This is a genomic window from Thalassospiraceae bacterium LMO-SO8 (assembly GCA_031655335.1).
Classification (GTDB): Bacteria; Pseudomonadota; Alphaproteobacteria; order Rhodospirillales; family Casp-alpha2; genus UBA1479.
This window is the reverse complement of record CP134226.1, coordinates 65,880-79,200: the sequence shown is the minus strand read 5'-3', so window position 1 is coordinate 79,200 and position 13,321 is coordinate 65,880. Positions and strand designations below refer to the sequence as shown.

At 64.9% G+C, this 13,321-nt stretch carries 14 protein-coding genes; 3 read left to right on the top strand and 11 right to left on the bottom strand.

Annotated features, from left to right (window positions below; all coding sequences use genetic code 11):
* Positions 1-13: 13 nt before the first annotated feature.
* The 6 genes from RJ527_00375 to RJ527_00350 form a co-directional block, all read right to left on the bottom strand.
* Positions 14-1,000, bottom strand: coding sequence for an esterase-like activity of phytase family protein (locus RJ527_00375; GenBank protein ID WND76211.1), 987 nt, complete (start codon positions 998-1,000; stop codon positions 14-16).
* An 84-nt stretch (positions 1,001-1,084) separates the two neighbouring features.
* A complete protein-coding gene (locus RJ527_00370; protein ID WND76210.1) occupies positions 1,085-1,363 on the bottom strand; it encodes a hypothetical protein in 279 nt (92 codons plus the stop codon).
* 116 nt (positions 1,364-1,479) lie between these two features.
* Complete coding sequence (locus RJ527_00365; protein ID WND76209.1) at positions 1,480-2,331, bottom strand: hypothetical protein; 852 nt, start codon at positions 2,329-2,331, stop codon at positions 1,480-1,482.
* Complete coding sequence (cobT, locus tag RJ527_00360) at positions 2,328-4,196, bottom strand: cobaltochelatase subunit CobT (GenBank protein ID WND76208.1); 1,869 nt, start codon at positions 4,194-4,196, stop codon at positions 2,328-2,330. Before cobT ends, RJ527_00365 begins: the two co-directional genes overlap by 4 nt.
* Before the next feature lie 52 nt (positions 4,197-4,248).
* The gene (cobS, locus tag RJ527_00355; protein WND76207.1) at positions 4,249-5,256 is read right to left on the bottom strand and encodes a cobaltochelatase subunit CobS; all 1,008 of its coding nucleotides are present in this window, start codon (positions 5,254-5,256) and stop codon (positions 4,249-4,251) included.
* 92 nt (positions 5,257-5,348) lie between these two features.
* Positions 5,349-5,927: a J domain-containing protein gene (locus RJ527_00350; GenBank protein WND76206.1), complete on the bottom strand. Its 579-nt coding sequence runs from the start codon at positions 5,925-5,927 to the stop codon at positions 5,349-5,351.
* Between the two features lie 330 nt (positions 5,928-6,257).
* On the opposite strand from RJ527_00350, the gene RJ527_00345 reads away from it, so the two are divergent.
* Positions 6,258-6,536 (top strand): ribbon-helix-helix domain-containing protein, encoded by a 279-nt coding sequence (locus RJ527_00345; protein ID WND76205.1) that lies wholly within the window; start codon positions 6,258-6,260, stop codon positions 6,534-6,536.
* Positions 6,537-6,549: 13 nt separating this feature from the next.
* On the opposite strand, the gene RJ527_00340 is transcribed toward RJ527_00345, so the two are convergent.
* The 5 genes from RJ527_00340 to RJ527_00320 form a co-directional block, all read right to left on the bottom strand.
* Positions 6,550-7,137 (bottom strand): DUF2889 domain-containing protein, encoded by a 588-nt coding sequence (locus RJ527_00340; protein WND76204.1) that lies wholly within the window; start codon positions 7,135-7,137, stop codon positions 6,550-6,552.
* 150 nt (positions 7,138-7,287) lie between these two features.
* Positions 7,288-7,737, bottom strand: coding sequence for a CBS domain-containing protein (locus RJ527_00335; protein WND76203.1), 450 nt, complete (start codon positions 7,735-7,737; stop codon positions 7,288-7,290).
* Positions 7,738-7,895: 158 nt separating this feature from the next.
* The gene (locus RJ527_00330; GenBank protein WND76202.1) at positions 7,896-9,173 is read right to left on the bottom strand and encodes an HlyC/CorC family transporter; all 1,278 of its coding nucleotides are present in this window, start codon (positions 9,171-9,173) and stop codon (positions 7,896-7,898) included.
* Positions 9,174-9,233: 60 nt separating this feature from the next.
* Positions 9,234-10,370: a 3-dehydroquinate synthase gene (gene aroB / locus RJ527_00325; protein WND76201.1), complete on the bottom strand. Its 1,137-nt coding sequence runs from the start codon at positions 10,368-10,370 to the stop codon at positions 9,234-9,236.
* Positions 10,367-10,909, bottom strand: coding sequence for a shikimate kinase (locus RJ527_00320; protein WND76200.1), 543 nt, complete (start codon positions 10,907-10,909; stop codon positions 10,367-10,369). Before RJ527_00320 ends, aroB begins: the two co-directional genes overlap by 4 nt.
* 200 nt (positions 10,910-11,109) lie before the next feature.
* Between RJ527_00320 and RJ527_00315 the strand changes: the two genes are divergently transcribed.
* Both RJ527_00315 and RJ527_00310 read left to right on the top strand, forming a co-directional pair.
* A complete protein-coding gene (locus RJ527_00315; GenBank protein ID WND76199.1) occupies positions 11,110-11,250 on the top strand; it encodes a hypothetical protein in 141 nt (46 codons plus the stop codon).
* On the top strand, positions 11,231-13,318 hold the full coding sequence (locus RJ527_00310; GenBank protein WND76198.1) for a hypothetical protein: 2,088 nt from the start codon (positions 11,231-11,233) through the stop codon (positions 13,316-13,318). The genes RJ527_00315 and RJ527_00310 overlap by 20 nt, the downstream gene beginning before the upstream one ends.
* The last annotated feature ends 3 nt before the right edge of the window (positions 13,319-13,321 follow it).

Here is a 13,321-nt window from a genome sequence, read left to right as displayed (position 1 = left end):
TGACGGCCCTCCGTCAGTCCATCAGTTCGAACATCATCAGCAGCGTCCGCTGCGGGCTGAAGCGATTGAAATTGTTGTCTGAAATCAGAAAGATCAAGGTCTCGCCCCTGGGACCCTTGATGGCTTCGATGCCTTCGAAATTGTCGACCGTCAGGGGGGCTCGAATATCGGCCAGCAATTCGCCGGATATTTCGGCGCCGGCGCGGATACCGTCGGCCTTGATGCGGCGGATGCGGGACCGCGCCCCTTCGCGGGGGGTGAAATAGCGTTCGACCACCACCACATCGCCATCGGGCAGGGTCGCCGCGCCGGTCGGGCGGTAGCTGTCCTCGGACTTGTAGATCAGCACGCTCCATCCCTTCGGATTGCTGACCCAGGCCAGAAAGGTCCCGCCGCGGCCCTTGCCCTCCGCGATCGCGAACAGGCTGCCGTCGTTCAGCAGGGTCAGGGCCTCGATGCCGTTGTTGTCGGGGGCGTTCTTCATCTCGGCGGGCAGGGGCAGGGGGCTGGGCTCGGTCCGGTTCGGCGGATAGGCCCATAGCCGGTGGATGCGTTCGAAGGCGACGATGATTTCGCCGTCCACGCCGGGCGCCATGGATTCCGCGTCAGCCATGGACTTGTCGATCAGGGGGATGCCGCCCGGGCCGGTCAGGGTGAAGATTTCCGTGTCCGTCAGGCCGGTCAGGTTACCGTCGGCGCCGTAGACGGGACGGGCGTCCAGGCGGTTGCCCTCGTCCGTGAGGGAAACCAGGCGTTTGCCGTCGGCGCTGAGACCCAGGGCGGAGAACCCGCCGAAGCGGTCGGATTGGCTGAGAAGTTCCACCCCGCCCCGGAATTTCAGCTTGCCGACGGTCGTCTGGTCCGGCTTCTCGGCATTCAGGGGCACGGCGACCGACCGTACCTCGACCGTGTCGGCCACTGCCGGGGCATGACCTGCGAGCAAGACAAGGGCGGCCCCGGTCAGGACACGGGAAATGATGCGGGCGATGCGGCGGTGCATGGCGGCGGGGCCTTTCCCATGGAACGGTTGCCTCCAAAATGGGGGGACGGGCGGCCGTTGTCCAGAGCGGTCGGGGGCCGCGGATCAGAACCCGGTGTCCGCCTCGGGCGTTGCCTGGGCGCGCATGTGGGCCGGCACGCGGTTTGCCTCTCCGGGGCCCAGTTCGCGGCAGCTGCTGCCCGTCACCGTGACCGGCGTGCGGACGGTATCCTGCTTGGGCCCCTTCGGCAGGCTGTACATGGGCTGTTCGGTAAATTTCGCCTGGGCGAAGGTGCAGTAGGATTCACGGGAAAACCACATCTCGACCTGAACCGTGCCCTCGACCTGCGGCACGGCGAGCAACAGGGTCAGCAGCCAGCCCATGGCGGCCTTCCGGTGCAGGGGATTGGGCGGAATCGGACAGGGCGGGGCGTCAGGCTCATGGGCCTGATCTTACGGGGGCTCTGTGAAATCTTGATGACCCCGAAGGCCGGTGCGGCTTACGGTTTCCGGCGAAGCTTTTCCCGGCCCTTGCGGATCGTCGCGTAATAATCCTCGAACAGGGCGATGATGTCCGCCATGGCGAAATGGCCGGAATCCCATTGCCGCATCAGGTCGGGACGGAGATGGCGGACGTAGCGGCGGAAATCGTGGCACACGCGGCGGTCCGTGGTCTTGCGGAAGGAAACCATTTCCTGGGTGTCCTGGGGCATGCCGGCGTCGGTGATGTACAGCTGTTGCCACAGGCGGGCCTCGCACTCCAGGTCGATGGGCCGGTCGTGGCCGAAGCGGTTCTTGAGACGTTGCAGGCCATGGCCGATCAGTTCATGCACCAGCACCGCCGCCAGTTCGTCCATCGGCCAGTTGGCGCCGAAGCGGCTGACGATCACCGTGAAGTCGCGCTTGCCGTCCTGGGGCTGGAACTCGCCGACCAGAAAGGCGGCGATGATGACCCTGGACAGCGAGCGTTCGGGAAAGGCCGCGTCGTAGATGATGCGGATCTGCCCGGCCTTTGACAGGGCGTCGAGGCCCTCTGCGGCAACGGGGGACATCTGAAGCACACGGTCGACCGCCGCCTTGATCTTGGCCACGGTGGCGGCGGGATCGGCCAGAGGAATGTCGAAATCGGACTTGGGCGGCAACTGCATGCCGACCAGGTCGATGCCCCGGTGTTCCTCGCGCAGGGCGGCCAGGGTCATGGGCCGGAGACGCCAGACCGTATCGACGAGGTTCTGCGCCTGGAGGGCGCCCGGGGGGATCAGGACGAACAGGATGGCGGCAAGAGCGGCCAGAAGGGGAAACCGTCCGGAAGACGGGAACGGCGGTCCGCGGCGGCGGGCCGAAGCGGTCATCCCGCCCGGCGGCGGCCGCGGACGGCACCCGCGTTGGAGGCCGGAGTGTCCTCGTCGAACAGTTCGGCGAGATTGGCCATCATGGTACCGCCCAGTTCCTCGGCATCGACGATGGTCACGGCGCGGCGGTAATAGCGGGTGACGTCGTGGCCGATGCCGATGGCGGTCAGTTCCACATCGGATTTGTTTTCGATGAAGCTGATGACGTCGCGCAGGTGCTTTTCCAGATAGTTGCCCGGGTTGGCGGACAGCGTCGCGTCATCGACCGGCGCACCGTCGGAAATCACCATCAGGATGCGCCGCTGTTCCGGGCGGGCCAGCAGACGGTTGTGGGCCCACATCAGGGCCTCGCCGTCGATGTTTTCCTTGAGCAGCCCCTCGCGCAGCATCAGGCCCAGGTTGCGCCGCGCGCGGCGCCAGGGCATGTCGGCGGCCTTGTAGACGATGTGGCGCAGATCGTTGAGGCGGCCTGGGTTCTTAGGCTTGCCTTTTTCGACCCAGTCTTCGCGCGACTGCCCACCCTTCCACGACCGCGTGGTGAAGCCCATGATCTCGACCTTGACGCCGCAGCGTTCCAGCGTGCGGGCCAGGATGTCGGCGCTCATGGCGGCGACGGTGATCGGCCGCCCGCGCATGGATCCGGAATTGTCGATCAACAGGCCGACGACCGTATCGCGGAAATCCGTGTCCTGTTCCTGCTTGAAGGACAGGGGATGCAGGGGGTCGGTCACGACCCTGGACAGGCGCGCGGCGTCCAGGACGCCTTCCTCCAGGTCGAAGTCCCAGGACCGGGTCTGCTTGGCCATCAGTTTGCGTTGCAGGCGGTTGGCCAGGCGCGAGACCACGCCTTGCAGGTGCGACAGTTGTTGGTCCAACTGGGCGCGCAGGCGGGTCAGTTCCTCGGAATCGCAAAGCTCTTCCGCCTCGACGACCTCGTCATAGGCCTGGGTGAAGGCCTTGTAGAGCGTCAGATCGTCGGGTGCGTTGCGCGGCCAGCGGTCGTCCCAGTCGGTCGGCCCGGCGGGTTCTTCCTCGCCGTCGCCGGACATCACGTCGTCGTCGAAGCCTTCGGTCGAAAACTCCATGTCGTCGGACATTTCCGCCTCGCCGGATTCGCTGGACAGCGATCCGTCGGTGTCCATGTCGGCATCCGGGTTCTGGTTCTGGTCCTGGCCCTGCTCGGCATCGTCATCCGCGGAATCCTGCTGATTCTCGGGTTCCGACGGGGCCGGTGCGTCGGTCATCATGTCGAGGGCGACAATCATCTCGCGCACCAGGTTGCCGTAGGCTTCCTGGTCCAGGGCGTTCTTTTCGAGTTCGGCAAGCTGCGGGCCGACCTTACGGGTCAACTCGTCGCGCCACAGATCGACGATATGCTTGGCTTCCTTGGGCAGGTTCTGGCCGGGCAGGCGTTCGCGGGCGAGCAGACCGAGAACCTCGGGCAGCATGGCTTCCTCGCGTTCGGTCACGCCGCCATAGCCCTTGGCGCGGCATTTTTCGGCCAACAGGAAATCCAGGTTGTTGGCGACACCGCACATGCGCTGGGCGCCCAGGCTTTCGCAGCGCGCCTGTTCCAGGGCCTCGAACACGGCATGCCCGTCGGGGCCCGTGGGGGCCATGCGGCGGTGCACGTCGGCGTCGTGATAGCGCAACCGCAACGCCAAGGCGTCGGCGACGCCGCGCAGCTTGGTGATGCCTTCGGCGCTGGGCGGGCCCGACGGGGCGGGCAGGTTGACGGCTTCCTCGGTGGCCGAAGCGCCGGAGGCCTGAAAATGAACCTCCAACTCCGGGCGATTGGACATCGCCTTGACCGCGGCCGCCGTGACGCGTTTCAGAAGATCTGCCGGGCGTTCCGAATTGTTCATGTCCTATGGCCCCGATTCCCGTCCGGACAAGGCCCGGATGGGCGTGGGTGTCCTATTGCAGCACCGCGCGCATGGCGGAATCGGGAAGTTCCTCGCCCATGCAGCGCTGATAGTACTCTGCCACGACCGGGCGTTCGATTTCGTCGCACTTGTTGAGGAACGTCAGCCGGAAGGCGTAGCCGGCGTCGTTGAAGATGCGGGAGTTTTCGGCCCAGGTGATGACCGTGCGCGGCGACATGACGGTCGAAATGTCACCGTTCATGAAGCCGGAGCGGGTCAGATCGGCCAGTTCGACCATGGCGCTGATCTGTTCCTTGCCGGCCTTGGAGGCATACTCCGGCACCTTGGCGCAGACGATTTCCACTTCCTCGTCATGGGGCAGGTAGTTCAGGGTCGCGACGATGCTCCAGCGGTCCATCTGGCCCTGGTTGATCTGCTGGGTGCCGTGATACAGGCCCGTGGTGTCGCCCAGGCCGACCGTGTTGGCGGTCGAGAACAGGCGGAAGTACGGATGCGGCTTGATGACCTGGTTCTGGTCCAGAAGCGTCAGCTTGCCGTCGACTTCCAGCACGCGCTGGATCACGAACATCACGTCCGGGCGGCCGGCGTCGTATTCGTCGAATACCAGGGCGGTCGGGTTGCGCAGCGCCCAGGGCAGGATGCCTTCGCGGAATTCGGTGACCTGCTTGCCGTCGCGCAGCACGATGGCGTCCTTGCCGACCAGATCGATACGGGAAATGTGGCTGTCCAGGTTGACCCGGACGCAGGGCCAGTTGAGGCGCGACGCGACCTGTTCGATATGGGTCGACTTGCCGGTGCCGTGATAGCCCTGGATCATGACGCGCCGGTTGTAGGCGAAGCCGGCCAGGATCGCCAGCGTCGTTTCGCGGTCGAAGCGGTAGGCTTCGTCGCGCTCGGGGACATGTTCCTCGGCCTGGGAAAAGGCGGGGACTTCCATGTCGCTGTCGATGCCGAAGGTCTGGCGCACGGAGACGGTAACGTCGGGCACCTGATGGGCCGCATCGATCCCGGGAGTGGCGGTCGATTCCAGAGTTGTCATGCAAATGTTCCAGTTTCTGAGGCCGCCCCGACGGACGCGGGGCTAAGATCGGTCATGTTTGGCAAACGTCGTAGGGGTTAAGCGGCGGGCCGTCAAGGGCCGAGAAAGTCCAATAACGCCTCATAGGCCTCGGTGACTTTCTTGAATTCTTCCTCCGCCGCCTTGGTGCCGCCGTTGGCGTCCGGGTGATGGCGTTTCACCAGTTCCTTGTATCTGGACTTCACGTCGTCAATGGTCACCGGGGTTTCAAGGCCAAAGACGGAAAGGGCCCGCGCGGTCTTCGGGTCCGTCTTGCGGGCTTCGGCCGCGCGTGGGTCCGCCCGAAAGGGCTGCGCCCGCGCATCGGCGTCACGGATCGCGTCATCGATGCCGAAGGGATTGAAAATGCGCGCGCGGGTGAACTTGGCGGCGTCGCCCGCGCCCAGTTTCCAGGTCGGCCGCTGCCATACCGTATCGTTGCGCACGTCCGCCTCGACCTGATTTTCGTCCATGCCCTTGTAATAGTTCCAGTTGCGATTGTACTCCCGGACATGGGCCAGGCAGAACCAACGGTATTCGTTCAAGGCATCGCGTGACCGCGGGGCCTTGAATTCGGCATTGCCGTCGCAGCCAGGCCATTCACAGACCGACTCCGCCTGGCGGGATTCGTGATTTTTAAGCAGTTCACCCATGACGACACTATGCGCGCGCCCTTTGTTCCAGACAAGACATGTGGACGTTACGAAGGCGAAAATGCCCCCGGATTCCGTCATGATCCAAAGGGTTGAAAAACAGACATATAACCTTCGTCTAACTTGAATTCCCTTGCGTTATCTCTAATTCTGAAGGCAGTGGGCGGATGATTCCGCCCTAACGTCGGTAATTCGGCGCCCTCATGTGGCGTCTGTGAACCGGTGGGGGAAAGTTTTGGAGGCGGCAGCACGATTTGTTCTGCTGGGGTGACAGGCGTAATGCGAGTATAATAATCGCCACATACAATAAAAGAGGGTGTTAGTCGGACTATGCAAAGCAAACTTATAAGCCGAAACGTGACCGTCAACGGCCGCAGAACCAGTCTGCGGCTTGAAAACGCAACGTGGGATGCTTTGGACCAAATCTGTGAATGCGAAAAGACGACCGTTCATGAGCTCTGCTCGATGATCGAAAGCGTTCGCTTCGGCTCGTCCCGCACATCAACGGTACGGGCCTTCATCGTGACCTATTTCCGTCTGGCGGCGAACCGCACCAGCATCGAAGTTGGAATTGCCGACAAGGCACTGACGGCCTTCAAGACCACCTGACGTTCCGGCCGGGTCAGCCGGCCTTCTTTCCTTCGGTCCCGGCGGGGCCATCACCTTCTTCCTCATAGAATTCGGGCCAACGGACCTTAACCACGGGGCCGGTGCTGCGAAACGCGTAGCAGGTGTCGATCAAGGGTGATTTCTTGCCGGGGCCGGGTTCGCCCCGCTTCTTGCGGGCGGGAAAGATGGTCTGGAACGCGGTCACCGCCATGGGCCCCATCACGAGGTCGCGCAGATGGGTGCAGCCGTGCACGCCCCCCATGGCTTCGGCCACGGCCCGGCGCCAGCCAGGCCCGACCTTCAGTCCGACCAGTTGAGAAAAGGCCTGGGTGACGTCGCCGCACATGGAAAACGGGCTCGATTCCGTCGATGCCTCGGCGGCCGTGACCACCATGTCGCCGGTCAGGGTCAGGCGGATGAGCATGTCGTGAATGGGCTCGCCCGCCGCGATCCCGCCGCGGTCGTGGTTTTCGAAACTGTAGGTCTTGGTGTCGGTCAGGCGGCCCTCGATGTCCCACAGGCCGTCATCGCGCTCAAAGCCGAGACATTTGATGTCACGGGTGTGGATATGCTTGCGGGAGGCGGGTCTGCTGAGGGGCATGGGCGGATTCCTGTCGGGCGAATTGGGCACCGCCGCCCGGAAGCGGGCGGGGCATATCGTCCGGCAACTTTATCGGTTGCCGGCCACGGGCGGCAAGAGATGCTGCGCGCAGTCGGCGCAGGCCCGTAAAAAAATATTTATTTCAATGTATTAGGCGCTGTATCGGTCGCCGAAGACGAAGGCTTCCGTCTCGCGAATGTTCTCTTCCAGGCCTTCCTTGACCGCCTGGTAAAGATCGCGGATCGACACCATGGCGACGCATTTGCCGTCCTCGCCCACGACGGGAAGGTGGCGGTAGCGTCGGGTCAGCATCAACTCGAGTGCGTCCGAGGCCCGGTCGTTCGGCGCCAGGGTATCCGGATTGGCGGTCATGATGTCGCCGACCTTGATGTCGCTGGGGCGCTTGTTCGCCGCCACCACGCGGCGGGACATGTCACGTTCCGTCAGAATACCGATCAGCACACCATCCGCGTCCAGAACGACGACCGCCGCGACATTGGCCGCCGCCATGTCCTTGGCGGCCTGTTCCGACGTGGCGTCGATGGTGGTCGCGGTCAGTTCCGTGCGCTGAACGATGTCCGGAATAATCTTGCGCTGCATCGGACGTTTCCTCTCGTTGACCATGTCGCCCGGACGTTTGCCGGGCTTTGCCACGGTGCGACAATTGATGCGTCATTGTACGGGAATTGTGCCGACGGGTTAAGAATTAACGGATGCTCATGTTAACCGTTAACCGGCTGGTGCATCGGGCGACGGGGTCAGTCGGTGACTTCGCCGGGCTTGGGCGGCGTTACGCGCAGGCGGGTGATCTGATGGCGGTGACGGGCCACGATGTCGATGCGGAATCCGAACAGACGGAACGACTGACCGACCTCGGGGATGCGCCGGGCTTCGTGCAGAACAAGACCCGCGACGGTCGCGGCCTCCTCGTCGGGCAGGTGCCATTCATACTGGCGGTTGAGATCCCGGATCGTCACCGTGCCGTCGACCAGGTAGGATCCGTCGGCCTGCGGCTCGACACCGGCGACCTTCAGGTCATGCTCGTCGTCGATCTCGCCGACGATCTCCTCGATGATGTCCTCCAGGGTTACGATGCCCTGTAGGCTGCCGTATTCATCGACGACCAGGGCGAAATGTTCGCGCCGTTCGCGGAACGCCTGAAGCTGGTCCAACAGCGGCGTCGTATCCGGAATGAACCAGGGTTCGGCGGCGAAGGATTTGACGTCCAGCGCCGCCAAATCGCCCTTGGCGCCGTGTACGGCGCGGAACAGGGCCTTGGCATGGAGCACGCTGACGATGTTGTCCGGCTCGCCCCGCCACAGGGGGATGCGGGTGTGGGGGCTTTCCAGGACGCCCGCGATGATCGCCTCGGCCGACAGGTCGGCGTTCAGCGTGTTCACGCTGGATCGGTGAATCATGATTTCCCCGACCTGGACATCGGCCAGGTCGAGCACGCTGCGCAGCATCACCCGTTCCAGGCCCGTTTCCTCGTCGCCCGTGTGAAGCTCGATGGCGCCGCGTAGTTCCTGTTCGGATTCGTGCTCGTTGCCGCCGGATGCGCGGATATCGACGCCGACCATGTAGAACAGGCCGCGCACCAGCAATTCCACGGTATGGGTGATGGGGGCCAGAAGGGCGACCAGAATCCTCACCGGCGGCCCCACGAAAAGGGCCATGGTGTTGGCGTTTTTGATTGCGTAGGTCTTGGGCATGACCTCGGCGAAGATAAGCACCAGAAGGGTCATGACCAGGGTCGCGTAGGCCACGCCGGCCTCGCCGAAATAGGTGATGAGCAGGCTGGTCGCCAAAGAGGACGCCAGGATGTTGACCAGATTGTTGCCGAGCAGAATGGCGCCGATCAGGCGCTCCTTCTGATCGTAGAGGCGGTTGACCACCGCGGCCCGCTTGTCGCCGGCCAGTTCCAGGCGATGCATGAGCGGTTGGGAACTGGCGGTCAGCGCCGTTTCCGAGCCGGAAAAGAACGCCGACATCAAAAGCAGGAAAAAGATGGTGATCAGGCTTGTTTCGTCTTCCATGTTATCCGCTCATTCAATGTGCCGGGCGCCGTCTTGGGCGCACCGGCGGGTCGGCCCGGGTCAACGCCGGGCGCTGAGGAATTCGTTGAGGACATCGGCGACCAGCCCGGTCGGCACATCACGTTCGATGAACGCCTCGCCGATCGCCCGGGCCAGGATGAAGGTCAGCTTGCCGCCTTCGGTCTTCTTGTCCTTCATCATGTGCGCCAGCAGGCGGTCCACCGTCCAGCCGCCGGTGTCGAGCCGCACGAGGTCGCCCGGCAGGCCCGTGGCGTCGAGATGGGCCCGAAGCCGCGCCGCGTCGTTGCCTTTGCAATGACCCAGACGGTTCGCCAGGGTCAGCGCCATGACCATGCCGATGGCCACGGCCTCGCCGTGCAGCAGGCCGCCGCCGTAGCCGGTTTCGGCCTCCAGCGCGTGGCCGAAGGTATGCCCCAGGTTCAACAGCGCGCGCTGCCCCTGTTCCGTTTCGTCGGCGCTGACGATGCGCGCCTTGGCGTTGCAGCAGGTCAGGATGGCGTGGCGGCGGGCGGCGGCGTCCCCGGCCAGCAAGGAAGGGCCGTTGCCTTCCAGCCAATCGAAGAAATCGGGCATGTCGATGACGCCGTATTTAACGACCTCGGCATAGCCGGCCCGCAGTTCGCGGGGCGGCAGGGTGTCGAGCACGCCCGTATCGGCGAGCACCAGACGCGGCTGGTAAAACGCGCCCACCAGGTTCTTGCCCTGGGCCGTGTTGATGGCGGTCTTGCCGCCGACCGATGAATCGACCTGGGCCAGCAAGGTCGTCGGCACCTGTACGAAATCGATGCCGCGCAGGGTCAGTGCCGCGCAGACGCCGGTCAGGTCGCCGATGACCCCGCCGCCAAGCGCGATCAGCGTCGTCTTGCGATCGACGCCGCCGGCCAGAAGATCGCCGATGACCTGTTCCAGATGGGCGAAGTCCTTGGTCTGCTCGCCGGGTTCCAGAACGATCGTGCGGCTGGCGATGCCGGCGGCGGCCAGCGCCGTTTCCAGGGTCGCCAGATGTCCCGCGCCGGCGACGTTGCGGTCGGTGATCACCACAACCTGTTTAGAGCGCAGCACGGGCGCGATCAGCCGCCCCGCGTCGGGCAGCAGGCCATCGCCGATCAGGATATCGTAGCTGCGCTCGCCCAGGTCGACGCCCAGGCGCTCGATTGTGATCTCGTCGCTCGTCATGCCGTGCCGTCCGTCAGTTTCTCGATGATCTTGTCGGCGGTCTTTTCCGGGGTTTCATCGACGCTTTCAATGATGATATCCGCCTGTTCGTACACGGGATAACGCTCATTTATCAATTGCTTCAGTTTCTCCGACGGATCCGTGCCCTTGAGCAGCGGACGCCCGGCGGCCCGTCGTTTGGTGCGGCGTTCCAGAATCTCCAGATCGGCGCGCAGCCAGACGCTGGTCGCCGTCTCGGCGATGCGCGCGCGGGTGCGCGGGTTCATGAAGGCGCCGCCGCCGGACGACAGAACCATGGGCGGCCCGTTCAGCAGGCGGTCGATGACCCGTTCCTCCACGTCGCGGAACGCCGGTTCGCCGTAGATTTCGAAGATATCCTCGATGCTACAGCCGGCGGCCGTTTCCACCTCGTCGTCGGAATCGATGAACGGCAAGCCCAGCTTCGTGGCCAGGATCCGGCCGACGGAACTTTTCCCGGCGCCCATCAGGCCGACGAGGACGATGGTTTTTTCTTGTTTTTGAATGAGTTGGGAAGACATGGACCTGTAACTTGCGGGCTGCGGGTGGCGCCGGGCGGGCGGCGTTGAAAGCGGGAGGGCGAGCCGATAAACTCCGGCCTGCCCGCCGCCGCCGGAAAAATGCCATAGTCACAGTCTAGCAGAAAGCCCGAAGACTGTGGCAAACGCCGATCCGACGGCCACCAAGATCACCCGCGAAGACGAATAGGCCCGCCCTCCCGATGAAAAGCATTTCCAAGATCATCCTCATCCTCGCCCTGGCCTTGGTGCTGGGCGGCGGGACGTTCCTGGTTACCTGGGATTTCCCCGCGCCGTCCAAGGACGTGACGAAAGTTCTGCCTGATGACCGGTTCCCGCGCTAAGCGCCCGGTTTCGGCATTGCGGCTGGCTACCCTCGCGGTGGCGCCGCTGCTGTTGACCGCCCCGTTAAGCCAGCCGCGGGCCCAGACCCCCTCGGCGGATGCGCCTGCGACCTCGCTGCCGTCGATGCCGCCGTCCGCGGCCCAACCTGTGGCCCTGCAACCGCCGGCCGCGTTGGCGCCGCCGCGGGCCCTGAAACCTCATGCGCCCGCGGCACCCGTTCAGCCGTCGATGGACCAGGGGTCGATCCGGCCGGTGTCGGGCTCGGCCTCGGGTGGGGAGCCCGGGGTTCAGGTCGATACCCTGGAAAAGGTCGATCCGGAAACGGCGGGCGTCATCGGCCCCGACGAAGGCGGTTTGGGCTTTGATCTCTGGCAGGGTGCCGACCGCGCCTATGTCGCGGCCTTGATGGCGAACCTGCCCGTGCGCGCCCCCTCGCCGGTGATGCGCGCTCTGATGCGCCGGCTGTTGTTGACGGCGGCCCAGCCCCCCGCCGCGGCCAAACCGATTGAAGGCGACGACGCGGATGCGGCCAAGACCAAGCCGGTCAGCCTGATTACCCTGCGTGTGCAACAGCTTGCCGCCATGGGCGACGTCGCCGGGGTTGGCGACCTTCTGGCGGCGATCCCCGGCAGCATCACCGATCCGGCCCTGCTGCAGGTCGAAGCCAACGCCCGTTTCCTGGCCAACGACAATGCCCGCGCCTGCGGCATCACGGCGCATCAGATTCAGGCCGGCGGCGGACCTTATTGGCAGAAGGCGATGATTTTCTGCCAGATCCTGGCCGGGGAGCCGGAAAAGGCGGAAATCGGCATTTCCATGCTCAACGAACTGGGCGCCCGGGACCCGGCGTTCTACGCCCTGAGCGACCGCCTGTTGGGCGGCACGACCGGGGAACTGACGACGGTGAGCGAAGCCGATGGTTTGCTGCTGGCCATGGCGCGGGCGGCCAAAACGCCGTTGCCGGCCGACGCCACCCGGTCCGACCGTCCGGGCGTGCTGCGCGCCATCGCGGTCAATCCCAACGTGGGGCCCGATATCCGCCTGGAGGCCGCCGAGCGCGCCGAGGCCGCCGGCGCCCTCGATACGGAGGCCCTGCGCCAGCTTTATTCCAGCGTCACCTTCGATCCGGGCGATCTCAAGCGCTCGTTGTCGCGGGCCGAGGAAATCGGCGGTCCCGTGGCGCGCGCGCTGCTCTACCATTCGGCCCTGTCGCAAACGGTGCCGACGGCTCAGGCGGAAATTATCGACAAGGCCCTGAAGATCGCCGTCGGCGAAGGCCGTTATGGTGCCGCCGCGCGGGTGTTCCATCCGCTGGTTTCCAAGATTCCGCCGTCGGCGGACCTGTTGTGGTTCGCCCCCGGCGCGGTGCGTCTGATGCTGTCGACGGACGACCCCACGGGCGCCGAGGCTTGGTTCAAGCTGCTACAGGCGAGCGCTTTGTTCCAGGACGATAGCCGCGATCTTTTGATCCGCATGACGCCGCTGGTCCGGCTGGTCGGCACCATGGGGCTGGAGAACGAGCCCCGCGACCTAAGCGTCTGGTGGCGTTCGATGGCGGGCGAGAAAGACGCGGCCCGCCGGGCGGCGCTGCTCTATGCGCTGCTGGACGGTCTGGGCGAGGATGTACCGCTCGATGCTTGGCGGGCGATGGGGCCGGTGATCGGCCATGCCACGGCGGAAACGGTCCATCCGGCGCTGTGGTTCCGCCTGCTGTCCGTGACCGACAAGGTGGCCGCATGGAACGCCGCGCGCGAAGCACGCGAAACGGCTGCGGTCTCTACGGCGGCGCTTGACGCGTCGCAGGTGCCGCCGGCGGGTGAGGCTGCGCGCGAGGCGCAACTCGGCACGACCGACGTGCTGCCGGCACCCGCGGTGGCCGAGGAAACGGTTCTGCCGCCCCATCGCGGCGAGATCATCCTGATGGTGCTGGCCGCCATCGGCGATGGCGGCACGGCGCGGTCCGAAGCCCAGGTTCTGCGTCAGGCGGTGATCAGCCTGCGCGCCATCGGCCTTGATCAGGAAGCCCACGACCTGGCGCTGGAGGCGGCGCTCGCGGCGGGCCTGTAAGCC